The sequence below is a fragment of the Aeromonas sp. Y318-3 genome, from assembly GCF_027706185.1.
In the GTDB taxonomy this organism is placed as follows: domain Bacteria; phylum Pseudomonadota; class Gammaproteobacteria; order Enterobacterales; family Aeromonadaceae; genus Aeromonas; species Aeromonas veronii.
The window spans coordinates 85,437-105,682 of record NZ_JAPDCN010000008.1; the positions used below are offsets into that span (position 1 = coordinate 85,437).

Below are 20,246 nucleotides of genomic sequence, written 5' to 3' on the forward strand. Positions count from 1 at the left end.
CGGGGATGGGCAGGTTATCTCAAGGGAATCTCGGGGTAATCGGCGCTGAAACGGGGGTTGATGGCCATAAAGTATGAGGTGACGCACAAGTTGACTTGAATCTTGGCGGCAATGGCCGTTTACTATGCCGCCATAACAGATGGCTGTCACATCCTGTGTGGCGACCATTACAGCGATACCGTCGGCCCTGTACGCAGCCATAACATAAGGGGTTGCTCCTTGAGCTGCCCTCACAGTTCCTGAGCGTGGGAGAGAAGATAATGACAACCTTAAGTCCGGAAGCCTTGCTGGTCAGGGCTGCCCTCGAAGCCCAGGGACTGGAAACCCCCCTGGTCACCAACGAGCTGAACAGCCAGCAGAAGCGGGAGAAGATCGAAGGCCATATGCGCTCCATCATGGAGACGCTGGGGCTGGATCTGACCGATGACAGTCTGGCCGAGACGCCGCATCGCATCGCCAAGATGTACGTCAACGAGATCTTCTCAGGCCTCGACTATTCCACCTTCCCCAAGGTGACGGTGATCGAGAACAAGATGCAGGTGGACGAGATGATCATGGTGCGGGACATCAGCCTCACCAGCACCTGCGAACACCACTTCGTCACCATCGACGGCATGGCCCATGTGGCCTATATCCCTCGTGGCAAGGTGATTGGCCTGTCGAAGATCAACCGCATCGTGCAGTTTTTCGCTCGCCGTCCCCAGGTGCAGGAGCGGCTGACCCAGCAGATCCTGCTGGCGCTGCAGACCCTGCTCGGCACCCAGGATGTGGCGCTGAGCATCAGGGCGACCCACTACTGCGTCAAGGCGCGCGGGGTGATGGATTCGACTTCCTATACCACCACCACCTCCCTCGGCGGGGTGTTCAAGACCCAGCCCGATACCCGGGCCGAATTTCTGGGCGGCCTGCGCGGATAAGATGGCGGTTGTTTTGTAACCGCCACGCTGAATAAACGAGACGCCAGCAGCCATTGCTGGCGTTTTTCATTGGTCCCGAATGAGAGTGGCGGCCTGCAACGGCTTGACTCGCGCGGCTTGCCTTATGCAAACGTTATGCATTTTTCCGATTTATTCATCTGAGCGGTATATTTAATCGAACACGAAAAAAACCTCGTTTTCACCTTACAAAAAGTAACCGGGCAGACTCTTTCCGAACCATCACAATCCGGTTACTCTAGCGCCCCCTCACGGCTCTCGCTGCCGCTCATGGAATTCAGAGATATTCATCAAGGTTGGATGGTGCGCCACTGAACAGGTGGCCAGATAGTTCATGTCAGGAGGGCGTGAACCGGACGAGTGCTACGAATTTAACGACCACCAGGATATCCCATGAATACCAGTACCATGACCATAGGTAAAAAACTCACCGCCGGCTTTGCCGTGCTCGGTTTGATGGTCGCCTTTATCGGCGGTTTTGCCCTTGTCCAGTTTGGCAACATGAATGATGTTGCCATCCGGTTTACCGACAGCATCTTGCCAGCGGTCAATCGCACCAGCGCGATCGGGGATTCTCTCGGTGAGCTGCGTCGTTATGAGCTGGGTTATTTTGTGGTGGCCGCCGAGCCGCTGAAAAGGGCTGAATATCGGAATATTGCCAGTCAACAGCTTAACTCGATCGCGCAGCAGCTGATTGCCCATGACAAGACGATCTGGCCTGAGGATGTGGCGGAGCGCCGTACCTTCGATACGGTGAAATCTGACTGGGATCGTTACGTCGCCCTGCACCAGCGAGTCAAACAGCTGCAAGACAGCGATCAGCTTGCCGAAGCCCAACGCATCTTCCTTGAGGAGGGGGTTCCCCTTTATACCGCGCTGAGCAAGTCAGTGGCCTCCCTTATCCAGATTAACCATGGTTATGCGTCTGAATCCCGCAGCGACATTGTCGACTCTTATCAATCCGCCAATCTGAGTGTCACCATCGCGCTGGTGATCGGTCTGATCCTGGTGGTGGTGCTCTCAGTGGTACTGACTCGCCAGATCCGCGACCCGCTGATCATGCTGGCCCGTCAGGCCCAGCGTATTGCCAATGGCGATCTGGGTCAGGGCGAACTGCAGCAGTGGATCCGTGACAGCCGCTTCAACCGTGATGAACTGGGTCAGCTGGGCTCCGCCATCAACCGGATGCAGGGCTCCCTCTCCGATCTGGTGAGCGAGATCGCCGGCTCCGTGAGCCAACTCAGCAGCGCAGTGGAGGAGGTGAGCGCCATCTCCAGCCAGTCTGCCAGCGGCATGGCCATCCAGCAGAACGAAGTCTCCCAGGTGGCGACCGCCATGAACGAGATGCAGTCCACCGTCAACGAAGTGGCCCGCAACACCACGGATGCCATGAGCGCCGCCAAGGATGCCTCCCGCACCTCCGCTGCCGGCAGCGAAGTGGTACGCAGCTCCATTGCCAGCATCGAAGAGGTGTCGGTCAAGATTGAACAGGCGGGCACAGTGGTACAGCAGCTGGAGGCCGACAGCGCCAACATCAGCGTGGTGCTGGATGTGATCCGCGATATCGCCGGTCAGACCAACCTGCTGGCCCTTAACGCAGCCATCGAAGCGGCCCGTGCCGGTGAGCAGGGTCGTGGTTTTGCGGTCGTTGCGGATGAAGTGCGTTCATTGGCCCAGCGTACCCAGGACTCCACCGCCGAGATCAGCAAGATGATCGAGCTCTTGCAGAGCCGCGCCGCCGAGGCGGGCAACGCCATGCAGCTGAGCCGTCACCAGATGCAGGAGAGTGTCGGTCTGGCACGGGATGCTGGTACCAGTATCGAGACCATCAACGGTGCCGTGGTGCGCATCACCGACATGAACACCCTGATCGCCACCGCCACCGAAGAGCAGAACGCGGTGACCGAAGAGCTCAACCGCAGCATCGTCAACATTCACAATGCCGCTGACGAGAATGCCCAGGGCGCTCATCAGATCGCCCAGGCTTGCGTCGAGCTGAGCAAGCTGGCCAACACCCTGCATCATATGACCCAGCGCTTCACCCTCTAAGGGTTGATGCATGGATAACAGAAGGCCCCGCAATTGGCGGGGCCTTGTTGTTTCTGGCGTTGTGGAAGGGCTCAGCTCAGGCCGACTATCTCGCCGTTCTCATCGATATCGATATGGCGATAGGCAGGCAAACTGCCCAGCCCCGGCATGGTCATGATGGGGCCCGCCAGCGCATAGACGAAGCCTGCACCGGCGCAGAGCTTCACCTCGTCGATGGGCACCTCGAAATCGGTCGGCACGCCCTTGAGAGCAGGGTCATGGCTGATGGAGAGCGGCGTCTTGGCCACGCAGATGGGCAAGTGATCCCACCCTTCGGCGGAGAGCTGGGCCAGCTGCTGGCGCGCTCTGTCGGAGAGCTGCACTCCGCGGCCGCCGTAGCCGCACTCCACCAGGGTCGCCAGTTTGGCGTCGAGGCTCGCCTCGTCGGGGTAGAGCAGTTTCACCTTGCCGGGTTGCTCGCAGGCGGCGACCACGGCGCGGGCCAGCTCGCTGGCACCGGCACCACCCTGGGTGAAGGCGTTGGAGATGGCTGCGCCACAGGCACCGGCTTGCTGCGCTTCATGGGCCAACAGCGCCAGCTCGGCCTCGCTGTCGGTGGGGAAGCGGTTGATGGCGGCCACCACCGGCACCCCGTAGCGACGGGCGTTCCGGATATGCCAGGCGAGGTTGGCGCAGCCCTGCTTGAGGGTCGGCAGATCTTCCCCCTGCAGGCTGGCTGGCAGCGGCTGGCCCGGGCGGATATCGAGCAGGCCGCTGTTGGCCTTGAGACCGCGTACCGTGGCCACCAGCACCACGCAGGCGGGGGTAATACCGGATTGGCGGCTCTTGATGTTGAAGAATTTCTCCAGCCCCATGTCGGAGCCAAAACCTGCCTCGGTTACCACATAGTCGGTCAGGCCAAGGGCGATGCGATCGGCGATCACCGAGGAGTTGCCGTGGGCGATGTTGGCAAAGGGGCCGGCGTGTACCAGCACCGGCGTCTGCTCGGTGGTCTGCATCAGGGTTGGTTGCATCGCATCTTTGAGCAGTACCGTCATGGCGCCCGCTACTTCCAACTGTTCGGCGGTAATGGGCTCGCCGTGAATGTCGCGGGCCAGCTGGATGCGGCCGATGCGATCGCGCAGATCCTTGAGATCGCTTGCCAGCGCCAGAATGGCCATCAGTTCGGAGGCGGCGGTGATGACGAAGCGATCGCTGCGCTCCACACCATCGGCAGCGCCCCCCTGTCCAATCGTGAGGTGGCGCAGGGCGCGGTCATTCATGTCGAGGGTGCGCGGCCAGAGGATGTTATCGGCATCGATATTGAGCCGCGGCAGGCCGGTTTTGGCGCTGAACTGGTCGCCGAGTTTGCGCTCATGGAACAGGCGGGCATCGAGGGCTGCAGCCGCCAGATTGTGGGCTGCCGTTAGGGCGTGAAAATCGCCGGTGAGGTGGAGGTTCATCTCCTCCATCGGCACCACCTGAGCGTGGCCGCCACCGGCAGCGCCCCCCTTGACCCCGAATACCGGGCCGAGGCTCGGCTGGCGGATAGTGGCGATGCTGGGCTGGCCGATATGGTTGAGCCCCATGGAGAGGCCAAGGGTAGTCACCGTCTTCCCTTCACCGAGCGGGGTCGGGGTGATGGCGCTCACCAGTACCAGCTTGCCGCTCTGCTTGGGCTGAGACGTGAGCAGGTCGAGGCTGAGTTTGCCTTTGTAGTGGCCATGAGGGCTGAGCAGGTGCTGGGGGATGGCGAGGCGTTCTGCCAGCGCGTGGATTGAGAGACGGGGGGACTGGCGGGAGATCTCGATATCGCTTAGCATCAGCACCTCGTTGGCATATCGGGGGACAATATGCGGCGCAGTCTAGTGGAATATAACGGGTAATCCAATGACGAAAACGATTTTATTTGGTGAGGGTGAGGTTCGTCAGAATCCTGTTCGGCTGGATCTCAATGCACTCTATCATCCTCCCAAGCAGCCGATGACGGCGCTGGGGATTGTCAGCGCGCTGGTGCCGTTATTCGGTTTCGGCTGGCAGGCGATGACCCAGGACCCCGAAACCCAGCTGCGCCACGAGATCCGCAAACGGGTCAACAAGCACAAGACCGACGAGGCAAACCTCATTCTGATCCTGCAGCTGGCCGCCATGTTTGACTGCCCCGAGATTGAAGTGGCGCTCCCCTATGCCCTCAGTGAGCAGCAGTTGTCGGTTGTCCGCACCCGACTGCCACGCTGGCAGTTGCACCCCGAGCAGGAGCGTCTGCTAGCCAAGCTCACCCCTGTTGCTGCATCCACCACCGCACCCGACCAGCGTTAGGCTTCAAGCCAGACCAGCAGGCCGGACAGTCAGGCCGTATCCTCTGCTCTGGCAATCATCACGGCTTATCCCACTGTTGCGGGGCGAGATAGCGCTCCTGCACGAACTCGATAAAGCAGCGCACCTTGGCCGAGACGAAGCGGCGGTGCGGATAGACCGCATAAAGTCCCACATCTCCCTTGTCCCACTCCGGCAGCAGGCTGACCAGCTGTCCTGACCGCAGCGCCTCCCCCACGATAAAGGTGGGCTGCAATATGATGCCCTGATCATCACAAGCGGCGCGGGTCAGCGCCACCCCGTTGTTGGCCCGCAGTGGCCCCTGTGGCCGGATGCTCTGCTGCTCGTTTCCCCGTTTGAAGTGCCACTCCGGCTGGGTCAGGGTGTAGATCAGACAGTCGTGCTGTTTGAGATCCTCGGGGTTTTCCGGTCTGCCCTTGCGTGCCAGATAGGCGGGGCTGGCGCAAAGCTCGACCCGAATGGTGGCAAGCTGGCGCGCCACCAGCGAGGAGTCGCTGAGGTGGCCGATCCGCAGCGCCAGATCGAACCCCTCTTCCACCAGCGCTACCCGCCGGTCGCTGTACTCGATATCGAGCTTGAGATCGGGAAAGCGCTGGCGAAACAGCGGCAGGGCGGGGGAGAGGTGCAGATAGCCAAAATCCATCGGCACCGAGAGCTTGAGGGTGCCGTTCGGCTGCTGGTTGTGGTGGGTCAGCTGGCTGTGGGTCTCTTCCAGCTCCGCCAGCAGGGCGAGGGAGCGCTGGTAGTAGAACTGCCCCGCCTCGGTGGGATTGACCTGACGGGTGGTGCGCGACAGCAGCCGGGTGGCGAGGGACTCCTCCAGCTGCTGCATCAGTTTGGAGGCCATGGCGACCGAGATGCCGAGCTGGTTGGCGGCTTTGGTAAAGCTCTGGCACTCCACCACCTTGATAAAGGTACGTATGGCGGCGATCTGGTCCATTTTCCATCCTCAGTAAATAATGAATTTAATAAATCACTGATTATTCATCTTCAGAACGAGGTTAGCATTTTAACCACTGATGTGAACCCCAAGATGAAGGAACGAACGGATGAAAATGACCAAGGCTCTGCTGGCCTCCTGCCTGTTTATGGCTACCCCTCTGATGGCGGCGGATTACGACGTGGATGCGGCGCACACCACGGTGCAGTTCAAGGTGGGTCACCTGGGCTTCTCCGAGTTGGTGGGTCGCTTCAACACCTTCAGCGGCACCTTCAGCATGGATGACGCCAACCCGGCGGCCGCCAAGGCAAGCTTTGAAGTGGATGCCGCCAGCGTCGATTCCAACCACGAGGCCCGCGACAAACACCTGCGCAGCCCTGACTTCCTCGACGTGAAACAATATCCCAAGATGACCTTCGTCAGCTCCGCTTACGAGGGCACCAAGGATAAAGGCGTGCTGAAAGGGACCCTGACCCTGCACGGCGTCTCCAAGGAAGTGGCCTTCGATCTGGTCAAAATTGGCGAAGGCAAGGATCCCTGGGGCGGCTACCGCAGCGGTTTCAACGCCTCCACCACCATCAAGCGCAGTGACTTTGGCGTGAGCTACATGCTGCCCGGCATTCCGGACGAGATGAACATCAACCTGTTTGTCGAAGGCGTGCGCAAGTAATGGGCGCGGAACTTCTGCTGCAAACCCTGGCGGCTCCTCTGGGAGCCGCTTTGCTATCGTGGCGCTGGCCGCGACTGGGGTATCTGTGGGGGGCGCTGGCGCTCTGGCTGGTGGGCTCATTGCTCGGCGGTCTCTATGGTATTCCGGCCAAGGCGTGGCAGTGGCTGCCGCTGACCCTGCTGGTCCCCGCCATTGCGGCTCAGGTGAACGATCAGCGCGGTTCGCTGCTGCTCTTTGCGGTGTTCAGTGCGCTGGTGTGGTGGCAGGGATTGGCATCGGTACTGGCGAGCGAACCCGGGATCTGGCTGGCGCTGCTGCCCGCCATCCTCTGGTTTGGCTGGAGCACCTTGCGCGGTGACAGCCGCGAAGGGCTCGGGTTTGCCCTCGGCTTTATCTGGCTGGCGCTGGTGATCGGCATCGATGGCAGCCTGCTGATTGCCCAGCTGGCCGGTGCGCTGGCCGCTTTCGCCGGTTTTCGCGCCCTGCTTGCCACCTTTGTTGGCATCAAGGTAGCACCCGCCGGTCTGGCGCTGGCCCTCGCCTTCATCCAGATGCTGGCCTGGCAATATGTGGAGGTGCCGCTGGTGGTGTTGCTGCCGGTCTGGTTGCTGCCGCTGCTGGAGTGGGTGTTGCGTGACAAACCCTGGCCAGTGCGTTGGGGGGGGTTGATCTTGCTCGCCGCGGCGGGAACCGGGCTCAGCCTATGGTGGGTGTGGCCTGCTGCTTCTTTGTACTGATTTTTGCATGAAAAACAGGCAATTACAGTCATTTTTGCATACTCGCTCATACTCTTGGCAGATAATGATTGAGCCTCATATGTGTTTCAGATAAAAAGGATTTTCATTTTATTTGGACACACACAGAACCCGGCCGCGCCGGGTTCTGTTTGCCTGCTTTGCGGCACATAAGGAGGCCACAGTTGCGCAGTCAAGGATCTGAGCATCTGTTTTTTCGCCATTTCACCGGACAGGGACGTATCGATGGTCTCTGCATTCTGCTGGTCACTCACCTGCTTCCCGATCGCCCCCGTTTTATCGACGCTCTCGGTCAGATTGGACGGATTGGCGCCATTTTGCCCAAACCGAAATCGGTACACGGCCCGACCCTGGAGTGGGTATCCCAGCACTATCCGGTGCTGCCCCTCAACCGACGCTGGACCAATGAACCCGACAGCATCATCCAGCAGATTGCGCCGCTGGTGGCCCCTCACGAGCGGTTGCTGATCCTCGATATAGGCGGTTACTTTGCCAAAACCCAGGTGATCTTGAGTGAATACTTCGGCCCCCGTTTCCTAGGGGTGGTGGAGATGACCGAGAACGGCCACCAGCGCTATGAGCAGGAGGTGCTGGCGACCCCCGTGGTGTCGGTGGCACGCAGTCCCCTCAAGCAGGCCGAGGATATCCAGATTGGTTTGAGCGTGGTCTACTCCGCGGAGTCGCTGGCTCGTAACCTCAACCGTACTTTCAACGTCTGCGAAGCCGTGCTGTTTGGCTATGGCAAGGTGGGGCGCAGCATCGCCCGCGACCTGCGCTGTCGCAACCTCCATCTCGGGCTGGTGGAGACCGATGTGCTGCGACAGGTCGAAGCGCTCTCTCACGGTTTTCGCCTGATCACCAAGGCCGAGGCGTTGAGCCGTGCCGAGCTGGTGATCTGCTCTACCGGCAACGGCTCGCTGGACTTGGTGGATCTGCAGGCGCTGCGCCCCGGCACCATGGTGGCCTCGGTCACCTCGGCTGACGACGAGTTCGCCTTCTCGCTGGCCCAGTTGCCGTGGCCGAGCGAAGAGGTGTGCCCCCATGTGCTGGCCCTCAACCGGCCGGATGGTACCCAGATCTACCTGCTCAACCGGGGTGAGGCGGTCAACTTCGTCCATGGCGCCGTGATTGGCGAATATGTCTATCTGGTGCTGGCGGAGATCATGGAAGGGATCCGGATGCTGGCGGCAGGCCCTCTTGCTCCCGGCCTGTTCGAGCTGCCAGAATCGGCGATGCGTACCATTGCCCGCCATTGGCTGGCCGATTTTCATGGGGTTGATCAGCACTGATTTGACCAAACCGGGAGCGGCCATTGGGCGGTAGTACGCCACTTCCCGCCATTGTCGCTTTTTTATGGAGTCACTCATGACCGAGTCTGAAACCCTGATCAGCAAACCCCGCATCGAAATACGCTACTGCACCCTCTGTCGCTGGATGCTGCGCGCCGCCTGGCTGGCGCAGGAGCTGCTCTCCACCTTCGACAGCGATCTGGGGGAGGTGGCGCTGGTGCCGGCCAGCAAGGGGGAGTTCCGCATTCTGGTGGGCGGGGTGCAGGTGTGGGATCGGGTGGCCGATGACGGCTTCCCCGAGGCCAAGGAGATCAAGCAGCGGGTGCGCGATGTCATCGCCCCTGAGCGGGATCTCGGCCACTCGGATCGCAAGGCGGCCGAGTAACGCCAGATGGGCCGAGCGCCTCGAAAAGGTGCTGAGCATGAGAGCGAAAGGAGAGGGAGGCGATGGCCTCTCTCTCCTTTTTTGCCTTTGGCTGTTTGCCTGGCGCCTGCAGGGCTATGAGCGCGGCTCGGCCAGATGACTGCCGATATAGCGGGCCCGCTTGTGGGGCTTGATGCGGCTCACATCGACCCACACCAGCCCGTCGATGCAGTGGTTGAAGTCGGGGTCGATACCAAAGTCCATAAATTGCACCCCGCCCGGCTCGCACAGCTCGGAGTACTGCTTGTAGAGGGTGGGGATGGCGCAGCCCAGATTGTCGAGACGGGCCTTGAGTGCTTTGAGATCGGCGCCGTAATCCAACCCTTCGAACAGAGGCTGCGTCTCGGGGTAGGGACGGCGGGAGGGGGCCAGCGCAAGCTCGGGGGCAAAGTGCTGGCGGTAGAAGCTCACCAGCAGATCCTTGGCCGCCGGCGGCAGGCTGCCGGAGAGCGACACCGGGCCAAACAGGTAGCGGTAGCGGGGATAGCGGGCCAGATAGGCACCGATGCCGAACCAGAGATAATCGAGCCCCCGCTTGCCCCAGTAGGCGGGCTGGATAAAGCTGCGGCCAAGCTCGATGGCCTGCTCCAGTCGTGGCAGCAGCTTATCCTCGAAGCCGAACAGGGTGTGGCTGTAGAGGCCATCCTTCCCCTTGCTGGCCAGCAACTCCGCCACCGGGGCGAACCGGTAGGCGCCGATAATGTCGAGTCGGGCCGGATCCCAGAGGATCAGGTGGTGATAGTCGTTGTCAAAGCCATCGAGATCCCGCCGCTTGCCAGACCCTTCCCCCACAGCGCGAAAGGCGATCTCCCGCAGTCGCCCCAGCTCGCGCAGGATCACCGAGTGACTCAGTTCATGGCGGCGGTAGAGGTAGATCCCCTGACCATCCGGGGTGGTGCCGAGCTGCTCGCAGCTTTCGATGGCCTGTTTGAGTTGGCGGCGATCCTCCGGCAGGGCGATGGGGGCCTCGGTCTGCAGTCGTCCCGCCTTGCCACGGCCAATCCGGTAGAGGTGGTTGCGCACCAGCCGCGCCGCCGTCTTGGCGGGTAGATCCTGAAAACTGCCAAGTGGAATGCGCGCCCCTATGGTCACCGGCAGGGTCTGCCCCTGCTGGCGAAACAGCTGGCGCACCAACAACAGGGCGGAGGCGGGCTTGTTGAGCCAGGAGGCGAGATAGAACCAGAGGCTATTGCGTCCCCCCAGATGGATGGGCACCAGCGGGGTGCGTGTGCGCTGGGCCAGCTTGATAAAGCCTGCCTGCCAAGGGCCATCTTTCACCCCCTTGAGGCCAAGCCGCGAGACTTCACCTGCGGGGAAGATCACCAGCGCCCCTTCATGGGCGAGGTGTTCGTTCATGGCGAGAATGGCCTGTCGATCGGTCTTGCCCTCCATATTGTCCACCGGCAATAGCAAAGGGCGCAGCGGAGCGAGCTGGGCCAGCAGCTGGTTGGCGACGATCTTCACATCGGGGCGGATGCGACCGAGCAGTTGCAGCAGCGCCAGTCCGTCCAGCGAGCCGATGGGGTGGTTGGCAACAAAAATGACCCGGCCGCTGGCGGGAATATGCTCCAGCTGCGCCTCGCTGACCCGATAGTCGAAATCGAGCTGGGTCAGCGCCTGCTCGACAAAGTCGAGGCCGCGCAGGTGCGGGTAGCGGGTTGCAAAGTCGGCAAAGGCTCGTTCGTTGAGCAGCCAGCCCAGCAGCCGCTTTAACAGCGGGGTGAGCAGGGGGTAGCCAAGCAGGCGGGGGAAGTGCTGGGTCAGCAGGGTATCGATAGTGAACATCTGGAGGGCTCCGGCGATCCGTTGCTCCCAGCATGATGTGGCACTGTTCCCGCGACATGTCAGCGGGATGACAGTTTGATGGCAGTGGCAGCCAGTTGCCCCTGCGCGACTCTCCCCGGTTTCCCTTTCTTGATGGGGGATGGCCAGATAGCAAGGGGGGAGCCGGTTAACCGGCTCCCCCCTTGGTTGTCATGGTAATCGATTAACCGCGCCAGGCTGCGGTGAGGCGCACCAGCTCCACCAGGGTGGCGACCGCTTTCTCCATGGATTGCAGCGGGATGAACTCGTGCTTGCCGTGGAAGTTGTGGCCACCGGTGAAGAGGTTGGGGCAGGGCAGACCCATAAAGGAGAGGCGGGCGCCATCGGTACCGCCGCGAATGGGCTTTATTTTCGGCACCACGTCGGCGACCTCCATGGCGGCCTTGGCCAGCTCGACGATATGCATGTGCGGCTCTATTTGGCTGCGCATGTTGCGATAGCTGTCGGTCAGGGTCAGCTCGATGCGGGCCTTGGGATACTCGGCCTGCAGGGCGGCCACCCGGCTCTGCATCTCGGCCTTGCGCGCGGCGAAGTGCTCGTCGTCAAAGTCACGGATGATGTAGTGCAGGGTGCTCTCCTCCACGGTGCCGCTCATCTGGGCCAGATGGAAGAAGCCCTCATACCCGTCGGTGCACTCCGGGGTCTGCTCGGCAGGCATGGCGGCGTGGAAGCGGGCGGCCAGTGTTTGGCTGTTGATCATGCTCCCCTTGGCGGTGCCGGGGTGGACGTTATTGCCGATAAAACGAATTGTGGCGCTGGCGGCGTTGAAATTTTCATACTCCAGCTCGCCCAGCTCGCCGCCATCCACGGTATAGGCCCACTTGGCCGGGAATCTCTCCAGCGGGAACAGGTTTGCGCCACGGCCAATCTCTTCATCCGGGGTAAAGCCGACCCAGATATCGCCACGTGGGATCTCGGGGTGGGCCTGCAGGTGGTCGATGGCAGTGAGGATCTCGGCGATACCCGCCTTGTCGTCGGCGCCAAGCAAGGTGGTACCGTCGGTGGTGATGAGATCCTGACCCAGGTAGTTTTTCAGGAAGCGGTAGTCACGGATGGCGAGCACCTCGTCACCCTTGCCAAGGCAGATGTCGCCGCCCTGATAGTTTTCGATGATTTGCGGTACTACGTGCTCCGCCTCGTAGTCGGCGGTATCCATGTGGGCAATCAGGCCGATGGCGGGGGCGTCCGGCTGGTTGCCCGGCAGGCAGCCGGTGAGGTAGCCGTTTTCATCCAGGGTGACCTGGCTCAGCCCCAGCGCCTTCATCTCTTCTTGCAGGGCGCGGGCAAAGATCAGCTGGCCTTCGCTGCTGGGGCAGGCTGGATTGGTCTCATCGGAGCGGGTATGAAAAGTTACGTAACGCAGAAAACGCTCAAGCAGGGTATCCATTAGTCAGCCTCTAACCGATTGTGAGCGGTCATTGTGGCCAATCCGTGCGGGGCACTCATTGCGTCAGCGCAGGTTTTTCCCATTTTTTGACGCAAGGGAAGAGCGGCGAATGTGCGGCGCGCGGGGCAACGTCCGGGAGGGAGATCGCATAAATGTGGCATTTATTGCGATATTTAGGCGCTGGCGGTGGGGGCCAAATTCCCCTCAGCCAACGCACAGCAAGGCGTCAGCCCAATCATGGCGTTTTCACACACTTTTCAAGGGGAAACCGGGCTGTCGCATAACCTGCGCTATCCCAGAGCCTGCCTGCCCGCCAGCAAGATTTGATCGACTTATTAAAAGGGGATTTTGAACACTATTTTTTATTGTCACTGCCCGCGGTAAGTGTGTACACTCCGCGCCGATCCAAGGGCAACCCTGAAGCAGGCAGAGCCGCCAGAAACCCGACCGATCATACGCCTATAGGGCGAGGCACGCAGAAACGACAGACACTGCTGGGGAATGGTTTCTTTAATACCGGTTAGGCTCCGGTATCAGGGAGAACAACAGACTCTCATCCTTCATTTGACCGAGTGGGCCACCGGCTCATCATCTTCCCTTGTCATGGGCGGTCACTGACGGTGAGGTGGGCTGTGGTTGTTGTCGTCTATCAACACGCTTGCGTGCTGGCGCCTTCGCTTCTCTTCCTTGGAACCCTCTCCTTCTGTCGGGATCGCTGCCGAATGATGAACTGACGGCGTGGCTGATGTCGTCTGTCATCAAAGTACCGCGGCGCCACGGCATAGTGGCACCGCATACCGTTGAGCTTGATGTAAAGCCACCAGCCCCACATCAAGACTCGTTACTTCCCCAAGATCCACCAGGCAGCCTCTGGCTTGCCGCGATGTGCAAAGGGTTGGTTTGGGTGGCTGCGTCTCGTGATGGCAGCGCTCGCCGTACTCTGCACTAGATGGTCTGGATGTGATTGAGGGTAACGAAGGCGACTTTGGGTCGCTCATTTGCGAGGCATAGCCCATGACTAACTGGTCCAGCAAGGACTCCTTGAAGGTCTACAACGTTCCCTACTGGGGTGCGGGTTTTTTCAATATCAATGACGCCGGTCATGTGACCGTCGCCCCCGACAAATCACGCCCTGACGCGCATATCGTGCTTTCTGACGCCATCGAACAGTTGCGTCAGTCCGGGCTGACCACCCCCGTGTTGCTGCGCTTCCCTGACATCCTCAAGAGTCGGGTCGATGCGCTGTTCAACGCCTTTGGTCAGGCCATCGAGAAGTCAGGCTATGAAGGGGACTACCTCTGCGTTTACCCGATCAAGGTAAACCAGCAGCGTCGTGTCATCGAGACCATCAGCCAGTCCTACAGCGACAAGCCCCGGCTTGGCCTGGAAGCTGGTTCCAAACCGGAACTGCTGGCCGTGCTGTCCCATCACCATGAGCAAGGCTCGGTGATCGTCTGCAACGGTTACAAAGACCGCGAATATATCCGCCACGCCCTCTTGGGCAACCTGATGGGCCACAAGGTTTACATCGTGGTGGAGAAGCCCTCCGAGCTGGAGATGGTGCTGGACGAGTCAGCTCGTCTCAACATCAAGCCCAATATCGGGGTGCGTGCCAAACTTGCTTCCACCGGCTCCGGCATGTGGGAATCGAGCGGCGGCTCCATGTCCAAATTTGGTCTCTCCGCCTCCCAGATCCTGGCGCTGATCGAGCGTCTGCGCGGGCTGGGCAAGCTGGATTGCCTGCAACTGCTGCACTTCCATCTGGGCTCCCAGATCGCCAATATCCGCGACATTCAGGGCGGCATCCGCGAGTGCGGCCGTTTCTACGCTGAACTGCGTCGCCTCGGTGCCAACATCGAAGTCGTGGACGTCGGTGGCGGCCTGGGCGTGGATTACGAGGGAACCCGTTCCCAGAGCCACTGCTCCGCCAACTACAGCCTCTCCGAGTACGCCAACAACGTGGTATGGGGCATCGGCGATGTCTGCCGCGAGTTCGATCTGCCGCACCCGACCATCATCAGCGAGTCTGGCCGTGCCCTGACCGCCCACCACGCCGTGCTGGTTACCAATATCATTGGTGCCGAAGGGGTGGAGATGAACGACATCAGCGCGCCGGACGAAGATGCACCGACCATTCTGCAGAACATGTGGAAAGGCTGGCTGGATCTGCGCAGCGAAGATCCCTCCCTGCTGGAGATCTTCCATGACTCGGTGGCAGATCTGGGTGACGTGAATACCCAGTACACCATGGGCCTCTTGAACCTTGAACAGCGTGCCTGGGCCGAGATGCTGCACCAGAACACCTGTCTGGCACTCAAAGAGATGCTCAACCCGGTCAACCGCAACCACCGTGCGCTGGCTGACGAACTGAGTGAAAAGCTGGCGGACAAGTGCTTTGCCAACTTCTCCCTGTTCCAGTCCCTGCCGGATGCCTGGGGTATCGGTCAGGTATTCCCGGTGATGCCGCTGGCTGGTCTCGATCGTCCGCTTAGTCGTCGCGGTATCCTGATGGATATCACCTGTGACTCCGACGGTCAGGTCGAGCACTATGTCGACGGTCTGGGGGTCGAGAGCACCCTGCCGATGCCGGTCTACGGCGAGAACGAAGAGTGCCACGTCGGCTTCTTCCTGGTCGGTGCCTATCAGGAGATCCTGGGCGACCTGCACAACCTGTTCGGTGACACCCACTGCGCGGAAGTGTGGCTGGACGAAGAGGGCAAGATGGACATTCGCAACGTGGTGCGCGGCGACACCGTCGACCAGCTGCTGCGTTACGTCAACATCGACCCGTCCGTGATCCGCGAAAACTACCAGCGGATCGCAGCTCACCCGGCGCTGGACGATGCCACTCGCAAAGCCCTGCTCGACGAGCTGGAGCTGGGCCTGCAAGGCTACGCCTATCTGGAAGACGAATAAGCCTCTTGCTTGTTTACCCCGTCGGTGGAAACAACATGACGGGAATGAAAAAACGGCGCCTGAGGGCGCCGTTTTTGTTACTGGGGGCCATCCGGCGATATGACGGTGCACTCGGCCTGTCTTCATTCGGATAACTATGGTGGCTCGGGGGATCCGTAGGCCACAGATCTGGCAGATATCTGTCCCTTTCAGCTGTTTCCCTTGATCTGCATCAAGCGTGAACCTCGGTGGTTATTTTACGGTCAGGAGTGATGTTGATGGAATGTAACAAAAGGATGTGCATATGGAACTGAAAAGGGACCCGAGATGCTATACCGACGTCTGCATCAATGGTAAGTGGTATCACTACGACCACTGCAGCACCAACGTCTATATGCTGATGGGAGGCGCCGCGCCGAGCCTTCAGCTGGCCTATGAGCCGAGCAGCGAAGAGGAACTGATCGAGATGCTCCAGCAGCTGGGGCGCTTCTGACTTACCGAATTGATATCTTGCCATATGGCCATCGGGCGCGTTGCCACGATGGCCACCACTCTTCACCGCTGTACCTTATCTCATCGGTTTTTATTGCCCAATAACCCCTTGCCAATCTCCAGCATGGCGACGGCCGCGGCGTAGCTGCTATCGGACTTGCCTATCTCATCCGATATATAGAGAAAATTGGATTGGTACTTCTCGACGGCCTCCCGTGGACTGGTCGCGTCAATAAAGTCCTCCTCCACCTCGAATCCTTGGGTCAGCAGTGCCGCCTTTTCACTCAGAAAAGTCGGAGATGCCATGTCGATAAAGGTGTATTGCTGCCGATTGGACGCCGGAATGGTAAAAAACTGGTATCTGGCCATAGGTAAATTCTCGCTTGAAGCGGGTGATAGATGACGTGACGCTGGTTTTAATCTGTGGCTCGCAGGCGGCTTGGTTTCCCTCGACATCGCAGACCGTGCGTGTCGGGAATGCCGCATGTTGTTTTCGTTCGAGACTACTTTGTTGGCATCTGCCCGGCAAGTGGGGCGCAGGGATTTTCTGGATGATCCGCGCAACCTAGATGTTGTGGGGAGATGCGAGACCGGGATAATGCCGGGCTCACGTTGAGCCCGGCTTGTCAGCGCTCTGTTACAGCACGAAGCTCTGTACCATGGCGCGCAGCTGTTCGGTGAGCTGGTGGATCTGGCGGGCTGCATCGCGGGCGGCGTTGGCCACTTGCAGCGCCTCGTCGCTGCCATCGGAGATGCGCACCACGTTGCGTTCGATCTCGTTGACCACGGCGCCCTGCTGCTCGATGGCGCTGGCGATGATGGCGTTGGTATCGACCATTCGATCCACCTTCTCGGTGATGGCGCCGAAAGCCTGTTTCGCCTCCAGCGCCAGCCCGACCCCCTCCTGCGCTTCATGGCTGGCCGCCGACATGGCGGTGACCGAGGCGCGGGCGCCGGATTGCAGCTGTTCAATCATCTGCTGGATCTCGACTGTGGCCCCCTGGGTGCGGTTGGCAAGAGAGCGCACCTCGTCGGCCACCACCGCAAAGCCGCGACCCTGCTCACCGGCCCGGGCAGCTTCGATGGCAGCGTTGAGGGCCAGCAGGTTGGTCTGTTCGGCGATGCTACGGATCACGCTGATGACGCCGCCAATCTGGCTGCACTGTTGCTCCAGTTTGCCAATGGTGTCGGCGGTGCGCAGCACTTCGCGGTTGATATGGTCGATTGCCTTGATGGTGCGCTCCACCACATCCTCGCCCTGACCGACCACGTTCTGCGCCTCCTGCGTCATGCGGGCGGCTTGCAGAGCGTTGCCTGCCATGTCTTGTGAGGTGGCGGCCAGCTCCTTGATGGCGGTGGCGACCTGATGGGTCTCCCCTTGCTGATCGGCAATGACCTCCTGCGAGCGGCAGGTGCGCGCTTCGATCTCGGTGGCGCTCTCCACCACGGTGACGCCATTTTCACGCACTCGCAGCATCAGGGTGCGCAGGGTCTCCAGGGTCACGTTGTAATCCCGGCTGATGGCGGCCAGCTCGTCCTGACCAACGATCTCGATATGCTGGCTGAGATCCTGGGCGTTGACCCGGGCGGCAATATCACGCACCCGCCCCACGGTTTCGCGCAGGGAGAGATAGGCACCGATCATCAGGTAGAGGTAGAGCAGCAAGCTGGCGGTCAGCGGCGCGGTGACCCACCAGAAGTGGCGTTGGTTGGCGGTCAGCCGCTGATGCAAGTCGGCCTCCAGCCGCTGGCGTACCTGGCCTGCCAGCGCGGTGATGGCCTCGTCCATCTTATCCCCCAGTGCTTGCACCTCCTTGGTGGAGAGCTGCACCAGCTGATCCTTCATCATCTTGTTTTCCATGGTCTCGACCCCCTGACGCACCAGCTGTATCAGAGCATCGGTCTGCTGACCCAGCTCGGCGCGGTAGGCGGGTTCAATCTGGTAGAGCAGGGTCAGATCGGCCTCCAGCTCTTGCAGAGTGGCGCTGATAAGGTCGAGACGAAAACGCAGGCCGCTGTAGCCCTCGGCCTGAAACAGGCCGAAATCGGCGATGGTGGCGGCGCGATCCCGCACCTGAGCCAGCAGGTCGCGCAGCTGCGGCAACCGCTCGCTGGCGAGGATCACCATGTAGTAGGTACCGAGCGCCGGATCCTGGATCAGGCTGCTACTGGCAGTAATGTGCTTGTAGAGGTGGCGCACCTCGGTCAGCAGCTTGTCGTGGCGCAGGTTGCTCTGCTCCACTTCCAGCTTGCCCGCTTCACTCTGCAGGGCGGCCCAGCCCTGCTGGATCACCTCAAAGGAGGGGTTGTTCTGGCGGGTGTCGGCAAAGGCTTGCAGGCTCTGAGCAACTGCTTGTGCGGCAGCCTTGACCTGATCATCACCGACCGGATCCACTTCATAGGCGTGGCGGGTCACCAGATTGCGATGGGTGATCAGGGCCTGCTCGATAGCGGGCACGGGGGCGAGATTGACCACTCCCGCCAGCTCGCGGCTGGCCTGGACGTTGTCATCCTGCAGCCGCCCCAGCAGATTGGCCATGCTGTAGGCCAGTGGCAGCAGCATCAGGCAGGACCAGAGCAGGAATTTGTATTTGAAGGAGAGCTGATTGCCCAGCCGGATGGCAGGGTTGAAAATCCATTTCATGTTAAGCCTCGATACCGGAGTGCGGGCGTGAGTCGTGTTGCCTGAATAGTACTCCGAGCGGCCTCCCTTGGGTGATGGCCGGTTGCAAGTTGTGATCCCCTTGGCTTTTTACTTCCGGGCGGGGGCGCCGTCAGCCGAGCCAATAGAAAACGGGCCACCCGAAGGTGGCCCGAAGTCGATAAGGAGGGCGTTTGCAATCGATCAGTTGAAGGCCAGGAAGGGCGAGACACAGAGCAGTAGGCCAGTGACGATGATGATGTAGAGGGAGGTGCCCTTGTACTTGTGCAGCGCCGGTACCTGATAGACCAGATAAGCCGGGATGAGGCAACCCACCATGCCGAAGATGGGGCTGCAGATGGAGGTGAAACTCAGTACCGGTGCGTTGAGCACGATGGCCCCCCAGGAGAGCATGACGGTAAAGACCATGATCCCTTTGCCTACCAATCCTTTGTTGATGCGGTTTTCCGGCAGAACCCGGCGCAGCAGGTTCATCGCCAGACCCTGACAGGCTTCACGAAAGCCCAGATAGACGCCGAAGTAGGCGGTCATTACCGCAAAGATGTTGAGGGTGAGGCTCAGGAGCTTGAGGGTCTGGCCGGGCATCCCCTGGGCTACCATCGCCAGTGCGGATATATTCTCTTCAGAGGCTTTGACCGCCTGATCGTGGCCCATGGCCAGAGTGAAGGAGACCGCGTAGAAGAACACCACCACGAACAGGATGCCGAAGGCGATATTCATGGCGCGCATCGCCTTGAAGCGGGCCACTTCCAGCGACTTTTCCCGCGAGCGGTAGGAGATCACCATGGGGCTCAGGCTTTGAATAAAGAGGATGGAGGTGAGGGTAAAGGGGAGCATGATGATGGCATCCTTCATCCAGTCACCGGCAGCGGGCATGGCGGTGATGTTGGCCGCATCCCACTTGTCCACCATCATAAGGCCCAGCACCGCAACAACGCTGATCTTGGTCAGCACCATAAAGGTGGAGATCTTGAACAGCAGGTTTTCGCCGCGCGAGGCTAGTGCCACCAGGCCACAGATCAGCACCAGACCGTAGAGCGGGTTTTCGGAGAGCAGGCCGTCGGTAACGCCGAAGCTCTGCAAGAAGGAGGCGCTGTCATTGGTGATGGCGGTGGAGTAGACGAAGACCCAGATCACCAGCATCACGAAGTAGAGGGCGCCGAGCAGCACACCCCAGTTCTTGCCGAGGTAGCCGGTGATGACGCTGGGGTAATCCTTGCACTCCGGCGAGGTGGCCAGGGTGTTGATAAAGAGGCGCTGGAACATGTACATGGCGGGGTAGCCGATCACCGCAGAGAGCAGAAAGACCCACAAACCCATCAGACCCACCTGTACCGGCAGGAAGACGATCCCCGCGCCGATGGCCATGCCGATGCTCATGATGATCCAGCCCCAGTCGGTGCTGTCGAAGCGAACCGCTTCTTTCCATTCCAGCGTGCCCATCACGGGGCTGGCGAGTGTAGTGCTATGCGCGTCCATTAAAACCTTCTTTTTTGTAGGGATGTGGGAAAGCGGCGCAAATATAGTTGAATAAAACTGTCATAAACAATGCCCATAAGAGTACTTTTGTTCAAATCAGGATGGTGATCACGGTTTATATTGAGGCCG

16 protein-coding genes are annotated in these 20,246 nt (G+C 60.4%); 9 read left to right on the top strand and 7 right to left on the bottom strand.

Translation table 11 applies throughout. The features are described 5' to 3' along the window. Positions 1–260: 260 nt before the first annotated feature. Together folE and OKB77_RS12770 are read left to right on the top strand one after the other, a co-directional pair. Complete coding sequence (gene folE, locus OKB77_RS12765; protein WP_270817781.1) at positions 261–917, top strand: GTP cyclohydrolase I FolE; 657 nt, start codon at positions 261–263, stop codon at positions 915–917. A 411-nt stretch (positions 918–1,328) separates the two neighbouring features. Further along, on the top strand, positions 1,329–2,984 hold the full coding sequence (locus tag OKB77_RS12770; protein ID WP_064339754.1) for a methyl-accepting chemotaxis protein: 1,656 nt from the start codon (positions 1,329–1,331) through the stop codon (positions 2,982–2,984). Positions 2,985–3,055: 71 nt separating this feature from the next. Here the strand turns inward: OKB77_RS12770 and OKB77_RS12775 are convergent, their stop codons facing one another. Further along, a complete protein-coding gene (locus OKB77_RS12775; protein ID WP_270817782.1) occupies positions 3,056–4,786 on the bottom strand; it encodes a formate--tetrahydrofolate ligase in 1,731 nt (576 codons plus the stop codon). A gap of 67 nt (positions 4,787–4,853) precedes the next feature. Here OKB77_RS12775 and OKB77_RS12780 point away from each other — a divergent pair, with 67 nt between their 5' ends. Further along, positions 4,854–5,282, top strand: a complete 429-nt coding sequence (locus OKB77_RS12780) for a hypothetical protein (protein ID WP_042054625.1) — start codon at positions 4,854–4,856, stop codon at positions 5,280–5,282. 58 nt (positions 5,283–5,340) lie between these two features. Here OKB77_RS12780 and OKB77_RS12785 read toward each other — a convergent pair whose 3' ends face one another. Next, the gene (locus OKB77_RS12785; RefSeq protein WP_270817783.1) at positions 5,341–6,240 is read right to left on the bottom strand and encodes a LysR family transcriptional regulator; all 900 of its coding nucleotides are present in this window, start codon (positions 6,238–6,240) and stop codon (positions 5,341–5,343) included. Between the two features lie 109 nt (positions 6,241–6,349). Between OKB77_RS12785 and OKB77_RS12790 the strand changes: the two genes are divergently transcribed. From OKB77_RS12790 to OKB77_RS12805, 4 genes are all read left to right on the top strand, one after another. Then, entirely contained in the window at positions 6,350–6,910 is a 561-nt protein-coding gene (locus tag OKB77_RS12790; protein ID WP_005334411.1) for a YceI family protein, read from the top strand. Beyond that, positions 6,910–7,647: a hypothetical protein gene (locus tag OKB77_RS12795; RefSeq protein ID WP_270659762.1), complete on the top strand. Its 738-nt coding sequence runs from the start codon at positions 6,910–6,912 to the stop codon at positions 7,645–7,647. The genes OKB77_RS12790 and OKB77_RS12795 overlap by 1 nt, the downstream gene beginning before the upstream one ends. A 182-nt stretch (positions 7,648–7,829) precedes the next feature. Beyond that, positions 7,830–8,954 carry an adenosylhomocysteinase gene (locus tag OKB77_RS12800; RefSeq protein WP_139731826.1) on the top strand — a complete coding sequence of 375 codons (1,125 nt, stop codon included), beginning with the start codon at positions 7,830–7,832 and terminating at the stop codon, positions 8,952–8,954. Positions 8,955–9,030: 76 nt separating this feature from the next. Beyond that, complete coding sequence (locus tag OKB77_RS12805) at positions 9,031–9,339, top strand: SelT/SelW/SelH family protein (protein WP_158112392.1); 309 nt, start codon at positions 9,031–9,033, stop codon at positions 9,337–9,339. Between the two features lie 114 nt (positions 9,340–9,453). Here OKB77_RS12805 and OKB77_RS12810 read toward each other — a convergent pair whose 3' ends face one another. Then, positions 9,454–11,163: a lysophospholipid acyltransferase family protein gene (locus OKB77_RS12810; protein ID WP_270817784.1), complete on the bottom strand. Its 1,710-nt coding sequence runs from the start codon at positions 11,161–11,163 to the stop codon at positions 9,454–9,456. A 202-nt stretch (positions 11,164–11,365) separates the two neighbouring features. Further along, positions 11,366–12,589, bottom strand: a complete 1,224-nt coding sequence (pepT, locus tag OKB77_RS12815) for a peptidase T (protein ID WP_247823124.1) — start codon at positions 12,587–12,589, stop codon at positions 11,366–11,368. A gap of 1,014 nt (positions 12,590–13,603) precedes the next feature. On the opposite strand from pepT, the gene speA reads away from it, so the two are divergent. Together speA and OKB77_RS12825 are read left to right on the top strand one after the other, a co-directional pair. Further along, positions 13,604–15,505, top strand: coding sequence for a biosynthetic arginine decarboxylase (gene speA / locus OKB77_RS12820; protein WP_005344160.1), 1,902 nt, complete (start codon positions 13,604–13,606; stop codon positions 15,503–15,505). A 283-nt stretch (positions 15,506–15,788) separates the two neighbouring features. After that, the gene (locus OKB77_RS12825) at positions 15,789–15,977 is read left to right on the top strand and encodes a hypothetical protein (protein WP_216950434.1); all 189 of its coding nucleotides are present in this window, start codon (positions 15,789–15,791) and stop codon (positions 15,975–15,977) included. Between the two features lie 80 nt (positions 15,978–16,057). Here OKB77_RS12825 and OKB77_RS12830 read toward each other — a convergent pair whose 3' ends face one another. The 3 genes from OKB77_RS12830 to OKB77_RS12840 form a co-directional block, all read right to left on the bottom strand. Further along, the gene (locus OKB77_RS12830; protein ID WP_270817785.1) at positions 16,058–16,345 is read right to left on the bottom strand and encodes a hypothetical protein; all 288 of its coding nucleotides are present in this window, start codon (positions 16,343–16,345) and stop codon (positions 16,058–16,060) included. Between the two features lie 268 nt (positions 16,346–16,613). Next, positions 16,614–18,620, bottom strand: a complete 2,007-nt coding sequence (locus OKB77_RS12835; protein ID WP_270817786.1) for a methyl-accepting chemotaxis protein — start codon at positions 18,618–18,620, stop codon at positions 16,614–16,616. 201 nt (positions 18,621–18,821) lie between these two features. After that, positions 18,822–20,117, bottom strand: a complete 1,296-nt coding sequence (locus tag OKB77_RS12840) for an amino acid permease (RefSeq protein ID WP_021229327.1) — start codon at positions 20,115–20,117, stop codon at positions 18,822–18,824. Positions 20,118–20,246 lie beyond the last annotated feature (129 nt).

Coding starts and splice junctions, on each gene's coding strand:
- folE (WP_270817781.1), top strand. CDS start 261: ATGACAACCTTAAGTCCGGAAGCCTTGCTGGTCAGGGCTGCCCTCGAA.
- OKB77_RS12770 (WP_064339754.1), top strand. CDS start 1,329: ATGAATACCAGTACCATGACCATAGGTAAAAAACTCACCGCCGGCTTT.
- OKB77_RS12775 (WP_270817782.1), bottom strand. CDS start 4,786: ATGCTAAGCGATATCGAGATCTCCCGCCAGTCCCCCCGTCTCTCAATC.
- OKB77_RS12780 (WP_042054625.1), top strand. CDS start 4,854: ATGACGAAAACGATTTTATTTGGTGAGGGTGAGGTTCGTCAGAATCCT.
- OKB77_RS12785 (WP_270817783.1), bottom strand. CDS start 6,240: ATGGACCAGATCGCCGCCATACGTACCTTTATCAAGGTGGTGGAGTGC.
- OKB77_RS12790 (WP_005334411.1), top strand. CDS start 6,350: ATGAAAATGACCAAGGCTCTGCTGGCCTCCTGCCTGTTTATGGCTACC.
- OKB77_RS12795 (WP_270659762.1), top strand. CDS start 6,910: ATGGGCGCGGAACTTCTGCTGCAAACCCTGGCGGCTCCTCTGGGAGCC.
- OKB77_RS12805 (WP_158112392.1), top strand. CDS start 9,031: ATGACCGAGTCTGAAACCCTGATCAGCAAACCCCGCATCGAAATACGC.
- OKB77_RS12810 (WP_270817784.1), bottom strand. CDS start 11,163: ATGTTCACTATCGATACCCTGCTGACCCAGCACTTCCCCCGCCTGCTT.
- pepT (WP_247823124.1), bottom strand. CDS start 12,589: ATGGATACCCTGCTTGAGCGTTTTCTGCGTTACGTAACTTTTCATACC.
- speA (WP_005344160.1), top strand. CDS start 13,604: ATGACTAACTGGTCCAGCAAGGACTCCTTGAAGGTCTACAACGTTCCC.
- OKB77_RS12825 (WP_216950434.1), top strand. CDS start 15,789: ATGGAACTGAAAAGGGACCCGAGATGCTATACCGACGTCTGCATCAAT.
- OKB77_RS12830 (WP_270817785.1), bottom strand. CDS start 16,345: ATGGCCAGATACCAGTTTTTTACCATTCCGGCGTCCAATCGGCAGCAA.
- OKB77_RS12835 (WP_270817786.1), bottom strand. CDS start 18,620: ATGAAATGGATTTTCAACCCTGCCATCCGGCTGGGCAATCAGCTCTCC.
- OKB77_RS12840 (WP_021229327.1), bottom strand. CDS start 20,117: ATGGACGCGCATAGCACTACACTCGCCAGCCCCGTGATGGGCACGCTG.